At 63.5% G+C, this 17677-nt stretch carries 18 protein-coding genes and 1 tRNA gene; 13 read left to right on the top strand and 6 right to left on the bottom strand.

Annotated features, from left to right (window positions below):
• Nucleotides 1-135 precede the first annotated feature (135 nt).
• Nucleotides 136-873 (top strand): creatininase family protein, encoded by a 738-nt coding sequence (locus G405_RS0107885; RefSeq protein WP_028284640.1) that lies wholly within the window; start codon nt 136-138, stop codon nt 871-873.
• Between the two features lie 15 nt (nt 874-888).
• Here the strand turns inward: G405_RS0107885 and G405_RS15380 are convergent, their stop codons facing one another.
• Genes G405_RS15380 through tsaD form a run of 4 tightly spaced genes read right to left on the bottom strand, consistent with a single transcriptional unit; the run spans nt 889 to nt 3721 of the window.
• Complete coding sequence (locus G405_RS15380) at nt 889-1239, bottom strand: Rieske (2Fe-2S) protein (protein WP_022700973.1); 351 nt, start codon at nt 1237-1239, stop codon at nt 889-891.
• Entirely contained in the window at nt 1240-1530 is a 291-nt protein-coding gene (locus G405_RS0107875) for a YciI family protein (RefSeq protein ID WP_022700972.1), read from the bottom strand.
• Nucleotides 1531-1544: 14 nt separating this feature from the next.
• Entirely contained in the window at nt 1545-2546 is a 1002-nt protein-coding gene (locus G405_RS0107870) for an NAD(P)H-dependent glycerol-3-phosphate dehydrogenase (RefSeq protein WP_022700971.1), read from the bottom strand.
• A gap of 23 nt (nt 2547-2569) precedes the next feature.
• Nucleotides 2570-3721, bottom strand: coding sequence for a tRNA (adenosine(37)-N6)-threonylcarbamoyltransferase complex transferase subunit TsaD (gene tsaD / locus G405_RS0107865; protein WP_051143376.1), 1152 nt, complete (start codon nt 3719-3721; stop codon nt 2570-2572).
• A gap of 87 nt (nt 3722-3808) precedes the next feature.
• On the opposite strand from tsaD, the gene hemC reads away from it, so the two are divergent.
• From hemC to G405_RS0107835, 6 genes are all read left to right on the top strand, one after another.
• Nucleotides 3809-4771 (top strand): hydroxymethylbilane synthase, encoded by a 963-nt coding sequence (gene hemC / locus G405_RS0107860; RefSeq protein WP_022700969.1) that lies wholly within the window; start codon nt 3809-3811, stop codon nt 4769-4771.
• A gap of 2 nt (nt 4772-4773) precedes the next feature.
• A complete protein-coding gene (locus tag G405_RS0107855; protein WP_040704970.1) occupies nt 4774-5499 on the top strand; it encodes a uroporphyrinogen-III synthase in 726 nt (241 codons plus the stop codon).
• 73 nt (nt 5500-5572) lie between these two features.
• Complete coding sequence (locus G405_RS0107850; RefSeq protein ID WP_022700967.1) at nt 5573-6838, top strand: hypothetical protein; 1266 nt, start codon at nt 5573-5575, stop codon at nt 6836-6838.
• 3 nt (nt 6839-6841) lie between these two features.
• Nucleotides 6842-8305, top strand: coding sequence for a heme biosynthesis protein HemY (locus G405_RS0107845; protein WP_022700966.1), 1464 nt, complete (start codon nt 6842-6844; stop codon nt 8303-8305).
• A gap of 15 nt (nt 8306-8320) precedes the next feature.
• Nucleotides 8321-8992, top strand: coding sequence for a uridine kinase (udk, locus tag G405_RS0107840; protein ID WP_022700965.1), 672 nt, complete (start codon nt 8321-8323; stop codon nt 8990-8992).
• A gap of 96 nt (nt 8993-9088) precedes the next feature.
• Nucleotides 9089-9164: transfer RNA gene (locus tag G405_RS0107835), tRNA-Thr, on the top strand.
• 265 nt (nt 9165-9429) lie between these two features.
• Here G405_RS0107835 and G405_RS16495 read toward each other — a convergent pair.
• A complete protein-coding gene (locus tag G405_RS16495) occupies nt 9430-11484 on the bottom strand; it encodes a hybrid sensor histidine kinase/response regulator (protein ID WP_022700964.1) in 2055 nt (684 codons plus the stop codon).
• Nucleotides 11485-11710: 226 nt separating this feature from the next.
• Between G405_RS16495 and G405_RS0107825 the strand changes: the two genes are divergently transcribed.
• The 6 genes from G405_RS0107825 to G405_RS0107800 all read left to right on the top strand — a co-directional run bounded on the left by G405_RS0107825 (nt 11711) and on the right by G405_RS0107800 (nt 17248).
• On the top strand, nt 11711-12472 hold the full coding sequence (locus tag G405_RS0107825) for a cysteine hydrolase (RefSeq protein ID WP_022700963.1): 762 nt from the start codon (nt 11711-11713) through the stop codon (nt 12470-12472).
• A 121-nt stretch (nt 12473-12593) separates the two neighbouring features.
• The gene (locus tag G405_RS0107820) at nt 12594-13004 is read left to right on the top strand and encodes a nuclear transport factor 2 family protein (protein WP_022700962.1); all 411 of its coding nucleotides are present in this window, start codon (nt 12594-12596) and stop codon (nt 13002-13004) included.
• A gap of 31 nt (nt 13005-13035) precedes the next feature.
• Nucleotides 13036-13698 carry a hypothetical protein gene (locus G405_RS0107815; RefSeq protein ID WP_022700961.1) on the top strand — a complete coding sequence of 221 codons (663 nt, stop codon included), beginning with the start codon at nt 13036-13038 and terminating at the stop codon, nt 13696-13698.
• Between the two features lie 27 nt (nt 13699-13725).
• A complete protein-coding gene (locus G405_RS0107810) occupies nt 13726-15075 on the top strand; it encodes a dihydrolipoyl dehydrogenase family protein (protein ID WP_022700960.1) in 1350 nt (449 codons plus the stop codon).
• Nucleotides 15076-15104: 29 nt separating this feature from the next.
• A complete protein-coding gene (locus G405_RS0107805; protein WP_022700959.1) occupies nt 15105-16631 on the top strand; it encodes a PAS domain-containing sensor histidine kinase in 1527 nt (508 codons plus the stop codon).
• A complete protein-coding gene (locus tag G405_RS0107800; RefSeq protein WP_022700958.1) occupies nt 16628-17248 on the top strand; it encodes a response regulator transcription factor in 621 nt (206 codons plus the stop codon). The genes G405_RS0107805 and G405_RS0107800 overlap by 4 nt, the downstream gene beginning before the upstream one ends.
• Nucleotides 17249-17250: 2 nt before the next feature.
• Here G405_RS0107800 and G405_RS0107795 read toward each other — a convergent pair whose 3' ends face one another.
• On the bottom strand, nt 17251-17670 hold the full coding sequence (locus G405_RS0107795; protein ID WP_022700957.1) for a DUF1330 domain-containing protein: 420 nt from the start codon (nt 17668-17670) through the stop codon (nt 17251-17253).
• Between the last annotated feature and the right edge of the window lie 7 nt (nt 17671-17677).

The following is a 17677-nucleotide window of genomic DNA, read 5'->3' as shown; positions in this document are numbered from 1 at the left end:
CGGGCTTATTATTTTGCCTAGATGTGCGCCACGCGCCGCGTCCTCGCAAGACAGACGAACGTGTTACGCGCGCTTGTGAACGGACGGCGTCTGGTATCCAGTCCTGTGATCGTCGTCTTGTCCGGAGCCTGCTTCATGTTGTTGCACACCGCCGCCTGGCCTGAAATCGAAGCCTATCTGAAAACCAGCACCGGCATCATCATTCCCATCGGCTCCACAGAACAGCATGGTCCGAACGGGCTGATCGGCACGGATGCGATTTGCCCGGAGGTGATTGCGCGCGAAGCCGGCGACGAGGCTGGCGTCCTGGTGGGCCCCACCTTCAATGTGGGCGTCGCCCAGCATCATCTGGGCTTTCCCGGCTCGATGACCTTGCGGCCGACCACCATGATCGCCGCGCTCAACGACTGGATCGACTCTCTCGCCCGGCACGGCTTTGAGAAGATCTATTTCCTCAATGGCCATGGCGGCAATATCGCAACCATCGGCGCAGCGTTTGCAGAAAGCTATTCCAATTGGTCGTTTGACGGTGAAGCCTGCCCCTATGAGCTGATGCAGCGCAATTGGTGGGATCTGCCCGGCGTCATGGATGTGTGCCGCTCGCTGTTTCCGGTGGGCGAGGGCAGTCACGCCACTGCGTCTGAAGTGTCGGTGACGTATTACGCCTATCCCGAACACGTCAAAGACGTGGTGATGAGCCCGAAGATCGCCCCTAACGGGCGCTTCACCGATGCGGATAATTACCGCAAGACCTTCCCCGACGGCCGGATCGGCTCAGACCCCGCCCAGGCGACGCCTGAGAAGGGCGCGACCATCGTTCAGGCGGCGCGCAAGGCGGTGATCCAGGATGTGACGGCGTTCTTCAGCCGCTAACCGCAGCTGGCGCGTTCACGCCGCCACCACCTGACCATCCACCACTGTCACCGCAACCGGCTTCAGGACGGACTTGCCCGCGGGCCCGCCGACGCAGGCGCCGGTCGCCACGTCAAAGCTCGCGCCATGAAACGGGCAGACGAGATACCGGCCTTCGCTGACCAAAGTCTTGCCCGAAGGCAACGAAAACGGACGGCCCGCATGCGGGCAGACATTGAGATACGCCGTGACCGTTTCACCCGTGCGCAGGATGACGATCGGCGTCGGTTCGAAATCCGCTGGCAACCCGCCCGGATCGGGAATCTCGCTCAGCGTTTTGAGCACCGTGCCCGGTTCCGGGAGAACTGTTTCGGTCTCGTCGGACATCTAAAGTCCCTCCGGCGCCTTCACGGTCCATTTGAACGGAATCCAGAACACGTCTGAAAACAGATCCGCCTTGGCGTAGGGGTCGGTCGCCAGAATATCGCGCAACGCCGCTTCGTCTTCGGCCTCGACGATCAGAAGCGAGCCGACTGGATCCCCCTCCGCGCTCAGCAAAGGCCCCGCCATCTTGACGGGGGAGTCCTCCGCAGAGGCCCAGAGCAAATGCTCGGAGCGGTGTTTCAGACGCATATCAAGTGCGCCCAGTCGGTCGGTGCAAGTGACGGCAAACAGCATAAGTCTTTCCCTGATCAGTCAGTTTCAGGCCCGAACGGGCGATTGAGCAGCGCCTGTATCGCGTCATCGACGCTGATGCGGCCCGCCAGCACCGCGTCTACGGCGGCGCATATGGGCATGTCGACGCCTTGGGTCTTCGCCAGCGCCACCACGGCGGGCGCCGTCGCGACGCCTTCAGTGACCGCCTTGCGCGCGCCCAGAACGCTTTCGAGCGTCTGGCCCTGCCCGAGCGCCAGTCCGCACGACATGTTGCGCGATTGCGGCGAAGAACAGGTCAGCACCAGATCCCCAAGGCCGCACAAGCCGGTCAAGGTTTCGCGTTTCGCCCCCAGAGCCAGCCCAAGGCGGGTCATTTCTGCAAAGCCGCGGGCGATCAGCGCCGCATGGGCGGATTTGCCCAAGGCCCGGCCTTCCACGATGCCGGCGGCGATGGCGAGCACGTTCTTGACCGAACCCCCGACTTCCGCGCCCACAAGGTCGCCCGACCAATAGGGGCGGAAGGTTTGCGACCCCACAGCCTCCATCAGCGCTTCACCCGTGTCGCGATCCTCGCACGCCAAAGTCACCGCCGTCGGCAGGCCTTTCGCCACATCAATCGCAAAGCTGGGACCAGACAACACGGCGGGAATTGCGTGCGGGACGGTCTCTCGCAAGACATCCGTCATCAAAGCCAGGCTTTCGCGCTCAAATCCCTTGGCGCACAGCAAAACCGGCGCGCCTTGAGCAATGTGCGGGGCAAACCGCGTGAGGATGCCGCGCGCGTGCTGGGCGGGGGCGACCATCAAAAAGGCGTCGCAGTCAGACAGGTCTGACGGATCGGAACTGGCGGTGATGGCGGGATTGAGCGGCGCGCCGGGCAGGAAGACCGTGTTTTCATGCGCGGTGTTGATCGCCTCGACCACCTCCGCCTCATACGCCCAGATCTTCACAGAGCGGCCCGCCTGCGCCGCGGACTGGGCGAGCGCGGTGCCCCAGGCGCCCGCGCCGATCACGCCGATGGTTTGATAACTCGCCATGTCCGTCCCCTTCATTCGCGCGCTTACGCTTTTGGCCCTTTTCGGCCCGACCCGCTGGCGGGATCGTGTGCGGCGGCGTCCTGATCCAGCGGCCAGCGTGGCCGCGCGGCGGCGTCGAGCCCGTCTGTCAGACCTAACGCCAGTCGCTCAGCGCCCGCCAGCGCGATCATCGCCGCGTTATCGGTGCAGTATTTCAGCGGCGGCGCAATCAGCTCGAACCCATGGCGCTGCGCTTCGGCCTGAAGCGCCTCACGCACGGCGGTGTTGGACGCCACACCGCCCGCCGCAACCAGCGGCAGTGGGCTATCCAGAGCCTCAAAGCGGGACTTGAAAATGCTCATCGCCCGACCCGCCCGCTGCGCCAGATGACGCGCGATTGCGGCCTGCATGGACGCGGCGAGGTCGGCGCGGTCCTGATCATTGGGCGCATCCAGCCCGTCCCAGTGTCGACGCGCCGCAGTCTTCAGGCCCGCGAACGAAAAATTGCACGATGCGTCCCGCGCCAGCATCATCGGCAGGGGAAAGCGGTCCGGCGCTTCGGCGTCTTGCGCAAAACGCTCAACCGCCGGGCCGCCTGGAAATCCCAAGCCCATGACCTTGGCAGTCTTGTCGAACGCTTCGCCCGCCGCATCATCAAGGGTGGAGCCGAGCCGCGTCATCCGGCCCACGCCTTCCACGATCACCAGCTGGGTATGCCCGCCCGAGACCAGAAGCAGAAGATAGGGAAAGGCCAGAGCGTGGGTCAGCCGCGGCGACAGGGCGTGACCTTCAAGATGGTTCACCGCCAGCAAAGGCAGACTTGCGCCCAGTGCAATGCCCTTGGCGGTCATCAGCGCGGCCATCACCCCGCCGATCAGCCCCGGCCCGGCGGTCGCCGCGACGCCATCGAGATCAAACGGGCTCAGCCCCGCCTCGTTCAGCACGCCTGCAGCCAGACCGTCCATACGCTCGGCATGGGCGCGGGCGGCGATCTCGGGCACCACGCCGCCAAATGGCGCATGGGCGCTGTTTTGTCCCACCACCGCTTCGGCCAGAACCTCGATGCGGCCATCGCCATGACGGCGCAGCACGGCGGCTGCGGTATCATCGCAGCTCGATTCAAGACCGAGCACGGTTAAAGCGCCCTGCGGCGCCGCGCCCGGTTGCGGGTGGACTTGATCATGGGATAACGCCATGACCTTGCAGTACCCTCGCTGGCGTTTCGGCGCAATCATCAGCCTCTGCTGGCGAGATCTTGAAGCGCGTGAAGGAGTGCGTCTGTCGTGAACCTGTTCAATATGCCGATTGCGACCCGCACCTCGCCCCTGGCTCTGGCGCAAACCCGCGATGTTCAGGCCCGGCTCGCCCGCGCCCATGGCGAAAAAGAGCCCGAAGAGAGCTTCCCGATTCTGGGGCTGACCACCACGGGCGACAAGATTACCGACCGCGCATTGCTGCTGGCGGGCGGCAAAGGCCTGTTCACCAAGGAGCTTGAGCGCGCCTTGCTGGACGGCAAGGCGCGTTTCGCCGTGCACTCCATGAAAGACGTGCCGACCACCCTGCCCGAAGGCCTTGAGATCGCTTGTGTGCTGGAGCGCGAGGATCCGCGCGACGTGCTTTTGACCCGCGACGGGATCAGCCGGATCGAAGACCTGCCTGAAGGCGCGACGCTGGGCACCGCCTCGATCCGGCGGCAATCGCAAGCGCTGGCGCTACGCCCGGACCTGAACATCGTGCTGCTTCGCGGCAATGTGGACACCCGGCTTGAAAAGCTGCGCTCGGGCGAGATGGACGCCACTTTCCTGGCGCGCGCCGGATTGCGGCGCCTCGGTCGTGAACAGGGCGAGCTGCCGCCGCTGGAGCTGTCAGCCGTCATCCCGGCCCCGGCGCAAGGCGCGGTCGGAATCGAGATCTGTTCAGACGACGACGAGGCGCGGCGCGCGCTGGAGCCGCTCAATCATCTAACCACCCAGATCTGCATCGCGGCTGAACGCGGTTTCCTGCAGGCGCTGGACGGGTCGTGCCGCACTCCCATCGCCGCCCATGCCACGCTCGACGACCTGGAAATTCATTTGCGTGGCGAAGCGCTAACCCCGGACGGCTCCAAACGCTGGGCCAATGAAACCCGCACGCAACTGCCTGAGCTTGATCCCGGCGCGGCGCGCTTGCTGGGCTATGAGCTGGGTCTTGAGGTGAAACGCGCGGGCGGGGATGCGCTGGCGCGGATCGTCGCCGAGACGGGCTGATCATGAGCGCGGCGTCCAGACCCTGTGTGCTCGTCACCCGCGCAGAACCCGGCGCGGCGCGCACCTGCGCGGCGCTGAGCGAGCGCGGTTTTGAGGCGATCAACGCCGCCACCGCCCATCTGACGGCGCACCCTGTCACGCTGGACCTTGAAGGCGTTGGCCTGATCGCGATCACCAGCCCGTTTGGCGCAACCTGTCTGGCGAACGCCACATCTGATCGCAGCACGCCCGTGATCGCTGTCGGCGACGTAACGGCGGCGCGTCTGTCAGACGCTGGCTTTGAGCACGTCACAAACGCAAGTGGCGACGCTCGCGACCTGCTGGCGATGATCCGCAAGCATCCGCCGCAAGGCGAGGTCCTGCATGTGCGCGGGTTCGATCAGACCGGTGATCTGAGCACTGAGCTTAACGCGCACGGCCTGAGCGCCCGCTCTGAAATCCTCTACGCCGCCGAGCCTGTAGCCGCGCTGCCGGACACGGTCTGGAACGCTCTTGAAACCCGGGCGTGCTTGCTGATCCATTCCGCAAAAGGCGCGGAACGGTTCTGGTCGCTGGCGCAGACAGCGGGCCAAATAGACACGCTGCGCGCTGCGCCTGTCATCGCGATCTCAGAGGCCGCGGCTGAACCTTTACGCCGTCACGGCGTTTCAAGGTTGAGCATCGCCGCGCGCCCCGATGAAAGCGCGCTGTTTGACGCGCTGGAAAAGCAGTGCGGCGAAACGCGGTGATGGTGGCGTCACGACACGACGCAGCCTAGACTTGCCGACACGTAACAAGTGGCCCCGCGCCCCCGAGGACATCATGAGCGCCGACACTCCCCGCCCAGACGCTGCAGAACCGGTCGACGCCGAGTTCGAGCCCGCGCCGGATAGCGGCGGCTCACGCGGAAAATCCAAGACCAAAAAGCCAAAAGCCGCCAAGTCGGGCGGCGGCAAAACGCCTGTCCTCGCTTTTCTCGGCCTGACCGTGCTGGCTGCGGGCATAGGGGGCGGCGCAGGCTGGGTTCTGGGCCGGTATCTGCCAGCGCCCGGTGAAGGCGCCACTGACCCTGCCCTGATCAGCCGGATCGAAACGCTGGAAGCTCAGACCGCTTCAGCGGACCAGCTCGCTGCGTTTCAAAACCGACTGGAAACCATCGAGGAAGAGACCGCCGGCGCACCGCTGCGCACCGACGCTTTTGAGCAGCTGATCCGCGACGTGGCGGCCCTGCGCACCGACCTTGAAGCGCTCGAGCCGAGCGCCGAGGGCGGCGCGGGTCTCAGCGATCAGATCAATACGCGTCTGGAGAGCCTTGAACGCCAGCTCAACACCACCGCTGACGACGCGCAGACGGCGCTCGCCGCCGCCCAGACCGCGCAATCGGCCCTGCAACAAGCGCTCGCTCAACCTGATGACCGGGCGGCGCCCCAGACAACCGGTGTTTCCTCGGACGCCCTGTCCGCGCTCCGTTTTGATCTTGCAGCCCTTCAAAGCGCTGTGCGCGACCTGCAAGCCGGAGCGGGCGATACGCAGGCTTTGTCGGCGCGGATGGATGCGCTGGAAAGCCTGATTGAAGGGCTTGAAACGCAAACCGGCCAGACCCAGACCGCCTCGGTCTCTCTGGCGCGACAGGCGCTGGCCTTTTCAGACCTTGCCGAAGCGGCGGCCCAGGCCCAGCCCTTCGCCATGGAATACGCCATGCTGAGCCAGATCTGGCCCAATCGCGCCCATCTGATCGCGCTGACAGAGCCTGCGCGCACCGGCGCGCCCACTCTGGACGATCTCACCGACAGCTTCCCGGCCCAAGCGGTGCGTGAAGCCCTGGGCCAGACCCAGCGCTTTTGGGGCGTGATCGAAGTGCGCCGCGCTGGCGATGATCACGGCGCCGCCGACCGGATTGTGAGCCTGCTGGAGCAAGGCGCGCTGAGCCAGGCGATCCGGGAGACCGAAGCGCTTGACGCCGAGGCGGCGCAAGTCCCGCTGGAGAGCTGGCTGACCGAGGCGCGCAAACGCGAAGCCCTGAACGCTGTGCTGGATGATATGCGCGCCGCCCTGAACCGGCAGGCCGAGCAAGACGGAGCGCGATAAGCCATGATCCGCCTGATCCTAACCGTCATCCTGTGCGTGCTGACCGCCATGCTGGCGGTCTTCCTGACGCTCAATCCCGGCGTGGTGACCATCGACTTTCTGGGCATGAACGCCCAGGCGCCCTTCGCGCTCGCTCTGGGCGCGCTGCTGGTCGCGACGTTCCTGCTGGTTGTCGCCTGGTGGGTCATCGCCAAGCTTTGGGCTGCGCCCGACGCCTGGAAACGCTTCTCCCTGCGCCGACGCCGCGATCAGGGCTTTGACGCGCTTGAACGCGCGCTGATCGCCTCCGCCGCCGGTCAGGGCGATCTGGCCGTCCGGCAAGCCTCTCGCGCCGAAGCGCTGTTGGACCGACCCGCCCTGTCACGCCTCTTGGCGGCCCGCGCCGCAGAAGCCGCTGGCGATCTGGAAAGCGCGCAAATTCATTACGAAGCCATGCTCAGCGACGCCAAAACCCGGCTGGTCGCCCAGCGCGGGCTGGTGGGCATCGCCCAGAGCCGGTCTGATTCTCAAGCCCTGCTCACACACGCTGCGGACGCGTTCGATCAGGCCGGGCAGGCCCGCTGGGCGTTTGACGCCTTGTTTGAAGCCCAGGTGAACGCCGCCCAATGGGCGAAGGCGGAAACTACGCTGAGCGAAGGCGAACGCCGCGGCCATGTTGATCGCACTGAAGCCGCCCGGATGCGCGCGGTGCTTTTGACCGCCGAAGCGCGCCGGATCGAAGCCACGGACCCTGAGCTGGCCGCAAAACTCGCGGATCGCGCCGCGACGGCTTCGCCGGGCTTTGCGCCCGCCGCCGAGCTGGCAGGCCGATTGCTCGCCGAACAACGACGCCACCGCCGGGCCGCAGATCTTCTGGAAACCGCCTGGGAGCATGCGCCGCACCCCGCGCTGGCGCGGGCCTTCGCCAATCTCAGACGCTCTGACACCAAGGCCAAACGCGCTGAACGCCTGCGTGAGCTGGCGGCGCGCAATCCTGATCATCGCGAGAGCCAGTTGCTGCTGCTGGAGACCGCGCTTGATCAGGGCAATCGCGAAGCCGCGCACGCCGCTCTGACGCCCGTGCTGGAAACCGGGCCGGTTTCAGCCCGCGCCTGCGCCCTCGCCGCACGCCTCGCAAAGCTCGAAGATCAAGATGCGGAGGCCCAGCGCTGGATGGCGCGCGCCTCCCATGCGCCCGCTGAAGCCGACTGGTCCGACATTAACGAGGATGGTCAGGCGTTTCTTTATACTGACGCCGACTGGAAGCGGATGGTGGACAGCTGGGGCCGTCACGCCGTGCTGATCCATCCGCGTCATGAGCGCTATGAAATCGCCGCTGCGGCCGCGCCTGAAGCCATGCTGATCGAAGCACGCCCCACTGCAAACGATGCAAGCAAGCGCAGTGCGGGCGAGGACAAATCCGGTCCGAGCTTCTATGTACCCGGTCCCGCGCCGGACGATCCCGGCGCATCCGATGGCGACATCTAGGGTTTCTCAACGCTCATGACCGCATCTGCTTCAGCTCGCCCGCGCCTGATCATCGGCGTGACCGGAGGCTCAGCCTCAGGCAAGACCGAAATCGCGCGCTCCGCCGCCCGTGCTGCAAACCCGCTGAGCGCTCTGGTCCTGTCAGAAGATGATTATTACGCCGATCACGGCTCGAAGCCCGATTTTGACCCCTCAGACTTCAATTTCGACCATCCTCAGGCGCGTGACCATGCTTTGCTGGCCAAGCATCTGGCCGCGCTGAAAACCGGCAAGAGCATCAAGGGTCCGATCTACGACTTCACCATTCACCGCCGCCGCAGCGACACACGCACCATCGCGCCAGCGGATGTGATCATCGTGGAAGGCATCCATCTGTTCTGCGATGAAGCCGTACGCGATTGCCTGGATTTGAAGGTCTATGTGTCAGCGCCCGACGATATCCGCCTGGCTCGCCGCCTCCTGCGTGATGTGAACGAGCGGGGACGCACCTCGCATTCTGTCGTCCACCAGTATTTGCGCACCGTTCGGCCCATGCATCATGAATGGACGTCGCCCAACAAGGAATACGCCGATATCCTGATCCGCAATGACGCGGCGGCCGCCCGGCCGGCCGATCATCTGAGCAGTTTTTTCGACACCCTGGCCGCGCCCATCGTCGACAAGGTCAAAGACTTCGGCAAAGCCTGAGCCAGACTCATTCCAGCTGGCAAAACCGTCTTGCCCCCATCGCCGTTCAAGGCTAGTTTCCGCGCCCTCCGAGGCAGGCTTTCGCCTGGTTCCGGCGCCGCATTAGCTCAGTTGGTAGAGCACATCATTCGTAATGATGGGGTCAGGTGTTCGAGTCACCTATGCGGCACCACTTCTTACTTATTCTCCCTCGCCTCCGCTCGGTCGATCCTCGCTAAAGCTGCGGGCGGCCGTTGGCCTTGCGAACCTGAAGGTTCTGGCGCGACGCCTGTTCTCCCTCGCCTCCGCTCGGTCGATCCTCGCTGAAGCTGCGGGCGGCCGTTGGCCTTGCGAACCTGAAGGTTCTGGCGCGACGCCTGCTCTCCCTCGCCTCCCCTCGGTCGATCCTCGCTGAAGCTGCGGGCGGCCGTTGGCCTTGCGAACCTGAAGGTTCGCGGTCAGGCGGGGTGTGACTGTTTCAGGCAACGCTCACAGGCGGCGATCAGCTCATCCTCGACAATGGGTTTGGGGATGTAATCATCCATGCCCATGGCGAGAAACCGCTCACGCTCGCCCTGTCCCGCATGGGCCGTCAACGCGATGACGGGCACCTGCGCCCCCGCCTCGTTCATGGCGCGCAAACGGCTGAGCGTTTCTTCTCCCGACATGACCGGCATGCTGGCGTCGAGCAGCACCAGATCATAGGGCTCGTCTGAGAACAAACGCAGCGCAGCAGCCCCGGAAGCGGCTTCGGTGACTTCAGCGCCTGTCGGCTCCACCATATAACGGGCAACCATACGGTTGATGTCATTGTCATCCACCAACAGGATGCGCGCCCCTGCAAGCGTGGCCGCACCAGGATGGGATGCGTCGGCATGCGACGCGATGATCGGTTCATCTGCGTGCATGCCAGCCATCAAGGTCAGCGTGAAACACGCCCCGTCGCCAGGCTGGCTCTCAATCGTCACATCGCCGCCCATCCGCCGCGCCAGCTCGCGGGTGATCACCAGACCCAGGCCTGATCCCACGCTCTTTGACGAACCCGCATCCCCGTCGCCCTGCTCGAACCGGTTAAACAGCTTGTTCACCTCAGCCGGTTCAAGACCGGGACCTGTATCCTTAACCGAGACGGTGATGCGGCACTGGCCCTGAGACACAGGCTGGGCATAGGCATGCAAGCTGACGCCGCCTGTTTGCGTGAATTTGATCGCGTTGGATAAAAGATTGAATACACACTGGCGAAAGCGCGTCTGATCCAGCTCCACGCTGGCGGGCAAAGCGAGGATCTCTTCGTCCAGGGTGAGGCCCTTCTCCTCAGCGCTCGGCCGGAACAGCATGCTGACCTCTTTCAGCAAGCGTGTCGGGTCCATGGCCTCGGGTTCAAGCTGAAACCGGCCCGCCTCCAGACGCGACAGATCCAGGAGATCATTGAGAACTCGCAAGAGCTGGTCGCCCGTCACTTGAAGCAGCTCGACTTTGTCATGCAGACCGGGCTCAAGCTCCGCTTCCGACAGAACCCGCACCAGCCCCAGCATGCCGTTCAGTGGCGTGCGTAATTCATGGCTGACATTGGCGACGAACTCGGTTTTCGCCTCGCTGGCCCGCTCCGCAGCGCTTTGCGCATCTCGAGCGCTCCGCGTCAAAGTGCGGGCGTTGAGCACCAGTTCGGCAACGACGATGTAATTGGCGAGCGCATAGATCAGCGCCTGTTCTTCAGGCGTCCACTCATGGCGCTCGCCCTTCTTGCAAATGCTCAAAACGCCGCTGACGCTGTGTTCTTGCAAGATAGGGGCGGCGAGCACAGCGCCTTTTGAGACATTGTGGAGCGCCTGGCCCAATGATCGGGCGTCCTCGTGAGCGGCGCTGATCTCGACCGCATCGATATAGGCGCCCTGGCTGGCGAACCGAAAGGCCTCAGGCGCCTTATGCTCGGTCAGTCGGGGCGCATTGAAAATTTCACCCTCAGTCGGGCTCCAGACGCAATGAGGGCGCAAGGCGCTGTGATCCTCTGAAAACAGCCACAAACCTGCTTCATCCACATCCAGAGCGACAGCGAGCCTCTGAACCACCTGGCGCGTCATATGGTCGTAATCCCACCCCTTGTTGAGATGGTCCTGCGCGAGTTCGCGTTTGAGCTGGTTCATTTCGCGCGAGCGATCCAGAGTTCGCTGCAGGCTCTTCTCGGCTTCCATGCGCGCAGAGATCTCGGTGTCGATCCGGCGCAAGAGCGGCAGCCACCGGAAAAAACCGACGCTGATGAGAAACAACCCCAGAGCGTCGCAGATATAAGACACGCCCTCGATCCAGTCGTGCACCGGTTCAAGCTGGCCTGGCGAATACGGCACGAAACCGTTTGAGGAATCAATGAGGGCCGAAACGCCGATCACCAGCAATCCGCCAACGATGAGCTGACTGCCCCGCCTCAGTCGCGCCATGTGACGCAGATTCAAAAACAGGATCGCACCCGCCGACAGGCTGGTTATGGCGATCAGGATTTCAAATAGACCGCTCACGCGTCCCCTCCGTAATACGGGTATTCGAGCAAATCGAGGTAAAGATCGGGTTGTCGATCTCTCCTGAAAGCACAGCAAGACGCGCCATCCTGCATCAGGTCTAGGGAATTCCCCTTACGCACAAAAACGAATTATGCGAGCGGCGTCAGCTGCGTATCTCTTGTCCCAGAGCAATCATCCTCCTCCCCCCGGAGACTTCCTTGCTCACAGACAAAGGATACGGACCATGCGTGCTTATAAAACCTTCTCCCGCACCGTGCTGACTGGCGCCGCCGCCGGCGTCGCGCTTTTCACCGGCCAGGCGCTCGCGCAACTGCCCGATCCGGGCATGCAGATCGAGCGCGGCGTCACCGCCCTGGTCGTCACCGACCCGCAGAATGACTTTCTCAGCCCGGACGGCGTTACCTGGGGCGTCGTGGGTCAGAACGTCACCGAGAACGGCACGGTGGAGAATATCGGCCGCCTGTTCGAGACCGCCCACGAGGTCGGCATGCCGGTCTTCGTCTCACCGCACTATTACTACGAACATGACCATGAATGGCGCTTTGAAGGCGCTCTGGAAGCGCTGATGCATTCGATCGGCATGTTCGATCGCGCCGGCCCGCTTGACCTTGAAGGCTTTGAAGGCTCGGGCGCTGACTGGCTGGAAGAGTATCGCCCGCATATCGAGCATGACCACACCGTGGTGACCTCGCCGCACAAGGTCTATGGCCCGGAAACCAACGATCTGGTCCTGCAATTGCGCAAGCAGAACGTGGACCGCGTCATCCTGGCGGGCATGTCCGCCAACCTGTGCACCGAATCCCATATGCGCGAGCTGATCGAGCAAGGCTTTGAAGTGCTGGTCGTCACCGACGCCACCGCCGCCGCCCAGGTGCCAGGCTATGACGGCTACGCCGCAGCCGTGACCAATTTCCGCATGATCGCCAACCATGTGGGCGACACCGATGAAACGGTCAGCGCCATCACTGCGGCCTACAGCCGCTAACCCGATCCCCGTCCTGAATGTCTGCCCCTCCACGAGGGACGGGTCCTAAGAGGGTCCGGCGGTCGTCCCCATCTCCGCCGGACCCTCGTTTTGGCTCTAATACACAAGAACAGATAAGAAAATGGCCACCCAACTTCTCCCCCCGTTCACCGAAGAGACCGCTCGCGCCAAAGTGCAATTTGCTGAAGACGCCTGGAACAGCCGCGACCCTGAACGCGTCGCGCTGGCCTATTCTGAAGACTCCGAATGGCGCAATCGCGATCAATTCTTCAAGGGACGCGCCGCCATCAAGGCCTTCCTGCGCGAAAAATGGTCCGCTGAGGATCATTACAAACTCAAAAAAGAACTGTGGGCCTTCACCGGCAACCGCATCTCTGTCGCGTTCTTTTACGAGTGGAAACAGGTCGAGACCGGCCAATGGTTCCGCTCGCACGGCAATGAACAATGGGAATTCGACACGGACGGCCTGATGCGCCGCCGCGAATCCAGCGTCAACGATATTGCGATCAAGGAGGAAGAGCGGCGGCTCTAGCCCCCGCCTCCCCCGTTTCCGGGAGTAGATCATGACCCGCCCCGCCCGCCCGTCAGACACTGAGTTCGAGCGCACCTATCGGCGCTGGATGCTGATGCACGGTCTGACCCTGCCTGTCTCAGGCGCGCTGTACGCCCTTGTGCTGGTCGCGCTGTACGCTCTGGGCGTCGAGATACGCGCCGCTGTCCTGAGCGCTGCGGGCGTTGGAGCTCTGGGACTGGCTCTGGCGGAAGGCGCGGTCTGGCTTGAGACCCATAACGGGCTCGACCGGTTGTTTCGCCGGGTGAACATGCGCGCCTCCATCGCGGCGGAGCGCCTGGCCCGGGATGAAGATCAATATGTCATCGAAGGCGTTCAGGACGTGGTGTTTGAATGGCGTCATGTGGAAGTGATCCAGCGTGACCGGGATTGGGCAGGCCTGTCTCTGGCCGCCCTCAACCTGTTCAGCCTGGCCGCCGGACTGGCGCTAAGCGCCGGCCTGATCCGGGTCTGGGGCTGGGTGAATATCGCGCCCTTCTGCCTTCTGACCCTGGCGTCCGCGGGCGCGGGCTTCGCGCTGGCGCGCAGCGTGATGCGCTACCACTGCTTCACCGACCGGAACTTCGACCCCACCGACATTTTGCAAACCCGGCTTCTGGATCTGCTGTCCGAAGTCAAAGCCCTGCGTCGCGCCGGCGTGCGCAGCTCGGCCTGACCCCCACACACATTGCGAGACTGACCCATGACCCATCACTCAGACCTTCTGGTTCTCGGCACTGGAAACGCCGGCATGGCCGCCGCCGGAATCGCACATCGCGAAGGCAAGTCCGTCACCTTGGTTGAATCGCGCGATGTGGGCGGCACCTGCGCCATTCGCGGCTGCGTCCCCAAGAAAGTGCTGGTCGCCGCCGCCGCCAGTCTGGATGTCATCGCCCGCGCTGGCGAGCACGCGATCACCACTGGCGAGGTTCAGCTCGACTGGCCCGCCCTGATCCGCCGTGAACGCACCTTCGTGGACGGCGTGCCCGACATGTTCAAATCCTCGATCCTCAATCGCGGCATGACGCTGGTCACGGGCCAGGCGGTGTTCATCGGCCCGAACGCCGTCGAAGTGGACAGCGAAACCTATACGGCTGACAAGATCGTCATCGCCACCGGATCCGAACCCGCAACCCTGCCGATCAAAGGCTGGTCGCATACACGGACCAGTGACGATCTTCTGACCCTTGAGACCCTGCCGGACGAAGTCGTCTTTATCGGCGGCGGCGTGATCGCGCTTGAATTCGCCCATGTCCTGATCCGCGCCGGCGCACGGGTGACAATCCTGGAAGCCGCGCCGCGCGTACTGCCGCGCCTCGATCCGGACATGGTGGACACGCTGGTGGACTATACGCGCAGCTTGGGCGTGAAAATCCATACCGGCGTCAGCGTCCAGTCCATCTCCCGAGAAGAGGACTCCTTTACGGTCGATGTCGTCATCGGCGATGAGATCATGTCCCTGAGCGCGGATCTGGTGGTCAATGGCGCCGGGCGTCGTCCCGCGGTCGAGGCGCTCGACCTGGAAGCTGGCGGCATTACTTCAGACCGCGGCCAGATCAAAGTGGACGCCAATTTGTGCAGCCTCTCGAACCCTTCCGTCTATGTGGCGGGCGATGCGCTGGCCACATCGCCGCAGCTCAGCCCGGTCGCCAGCTATGAAGGCCGCATCGCAGGCGAGAACGCCATTCTGGGCGCAGGCTCCACACCAGATTACACCACCATCCCGTCAGCTGTTTACACGGTCCCCGCCATCGCCAGCGTCGGTCTGGATGAAACCGCCGCCAAGGCGGCGGGCTTTGATCCGGTCATAAAAGTCAACGATTTGCGCGACTGGCGTTCCGCCAAGACCTACGCCGAAGCCGTCGCCTTCGCCAAAGTACTGATTGATCCGGAGACCGATCTGGTCCTGGGCGCGCATCTGGCCGGACATGGCGCGGAAGAGGTGATCCATGTGTTCACGCTCGCCATGAAGACCGGGATGACCGCCTCGGAGCTGGCGACGATGACCTATGCGTACCCAACCTTCTCGTCAGACCTGAAGTTTCTGGTCTAGAACTGTCGACTGAGGGGAAAGGATCGCGCATGTCAGACACAGACCCGAGCAAAGGCGAGAATCCGGCTGACCTGTTCCGGCGCCAGCGCGATCTGATCCTGATGGCGTCAGGTGATGGCATTTACGGCATTGACGACCGAGGGATCTCAACCTTTGTGAACCCCGCGGCGGCGCGCATGTCAGGCTATTCGGTGGAAGAGATGCTGGGGCGGAACCTGCATGAGCTGGTTCACCATTCTCATGCCGACGGACGGCACTTCCCCAGCGTGGAATGTCCCATTCATGAAGCCACGCGCGACGGCAAGATACACCGGATCTATGACGATGTGTTCTGGCGCAAGGACGGCACGTCTTTCCCGGTAGAGTATGTCAGCACGCCCATCTGGGATGACGGTCGGATCGCGGGGGCTGTGGTGTCCTTCCGCGACATCACCGAGCGCAAACGCGCCGAGCAGGAATTGCGCGACAGCGAGCAGCGCTATCGGGCCATGTTCGACGGTTCGAACGCTGCTGGTTTCCTGATTGACGCCGAAACGTGTTTCGTTCTCGACGAGAACAAGCGCACCTGCGAGCTGTTCGGCTATAGCGAGGCGCAATTACGCCTGTTGCGCGCGGAAGACCTCTTTGTCGGCGCCCCCGGTGAAATCCCGGCGTTCTGGCGAAAGGTGCAACGCGAGGGCGCGGCGGAAACAGAAACGCCCTTCGCTGTCACCGCCGAGGGCGAGCGCATTCCGGTGCGCCTGTCCGCCAGCCGCATCCGCTACGCCAATCGCACCGGTCTGCTGGTGCTGGCCACTGATCTGAGCGTGCGTCGTGAAATTGAAGCGCGAGCGCGGGCCCTGCAAAGCGAGCTCCACCATGTCTCCCGCGTCAGCGCCATGGGGGAGATGGCCTCGGCGATGGCGCATGAGCTGAACCAGCCTTTGTCCGCTGTGATGAACTATCTCGCTGCAGCCCGCCGGCTTTCCAGGACAGAGTTTGATGGCGAGTCCCGCACCATTCAAATGGTCGAGAAGGCGATCTCGCAGGCGTCCCGAGCCGGTGAAATCATCCGCTCCTTGCGCACCTTCCTCGACAAGGGGGAATCAGAAACCGAGTTCGCCAGCCCCTATGACGTGATCCATGACACGCTGCCGCTGATCGAGCCGGCGGTCGCCGCGGCCGGTTTGTCCTTGTCTTGCGAGCTGGATCCGGATGCGCCGCACACCTTGTTGCAGCGGGTCAACATCCAACAGGTATTGCTTAATCTCATCCGCAACGCCGCGGAAGCCATGGGCGAACAAGCGCAGGGCGTCATCAATGTGGCGTGCTGGAGCAGTAATGATCAGATCTGGGTCGAAGTCGCCGACCAGGGCCCCGGCCTGTCGCAAGCCCAGCAGGCGAAACTGTTTCAGCCCTTCAACACCAGTAAATCCGATGGCATGGGCGTGGGTCTGTCGATCTGCCATTCCATCATTTCAGACCATGACGGCGAGATCTGCGCAGAGAACCGCCCCGATGGCGGTGCGGTCTTTCGCTTCTGCCTGCCCGTCATTACGCCAGGAGACAGAGCATGACCGACATAGCCCCCCTCGTGTACGTCGTTGATGATGACGCCGCCGCCCGCGAATCCTTGGAGGCGCTGTTGCTCTCAGCCGGTCATGAGGTGAAGACCTTTGACAGCGGCGAAGCCTTTCTGGCCGAATATGCGCCAGACTGGGCGGGCTGCGCGGTGCTGGATGTGCGAATGCCGGGGCTGTCCGGGCTGCAAGTTCAGGAGGAGCTGAGCACCCGCAACGCGACCCTGCCTGTCATCATCGTGACCGGTCATGGCGATTTGCCCATGGCGGTCCGCGCCATGCAGGCTGGCGCGCTCGATTTCATCGAGAAACCCTATGAAGAAGAACGCCTGTTTGAAAGCGTCGAGCTGGCGTTGCAGGCCGGTCAGCAACAGGCTGAGGCCAGCCAGGCGCTGACGTCTCTGAGGGAACGGTTTGAAAACCTGACCCCGCGTGAACGCGAAGTGCTGGTTGAAGTGGCCGCAGGTCACCCCAACAAGGTCGTCGCGCACAAGCTGGGCATCAGCGCCCGCACAGTGGAAATCCACCGCGCCCGGGTGGTCGAAAAGATGCAGGCGCGCAGCCTGTCCCATCTGGTGCGGATGGCGATGCAGCTCAATTTGCTGTCAGAATAAACTCAGCTGAATTCCGAGGTCAGCTCCAGCGGCGCATGGCGCACAAGACGGCTATCCAGCACAGCGGCCTGCCGATGCGGCACGGCCTCGCTCTGGTATACCGGGTCCGTGACCATCTCCAGAAAGGCGGCGGCGCTGGGGTAGGCTGCGACAAAAGACAAATGCCAACTCTCCTCAGCCGGACCGATCAAGGTGAGTTGCGGCGCGCCACGCCAGACGATCGACCCGCCCACGCGACGGAAAATCGGCCCGGACGTCTTGCCATACGTTTTGTATGCTTCGAAGCCGCTCACGTCTCGACCATCGGGGTAGGCCGCTTTTTCTCGCAAGCGCAGAAGGTTGAGCATCTGGATCGGCTGGTCTCGCGGCAAATCCTTGAACAGCGCGAACGCATCTCGCGCAGGATCGATATGGCCGGTCATGATGTCC

Origin of the sequence: Oceanicaulis alexandrii DSM 11625 (assembly GCF_000420265.1) — a bacterium.
Classification (GTDB): domain Bacteria; phylum Pseudomonadota; class Alphaproteobacteria; order Caulobacterales; family Maricaulaceae; genus Oceanicaulis; species Oceanicaulis alexandrii.
The sequence above is the reverse complement of the archived record's forward strand: the minus strand, read 5'-3'. Positions and strand labels throughout refer to the sequence as shown.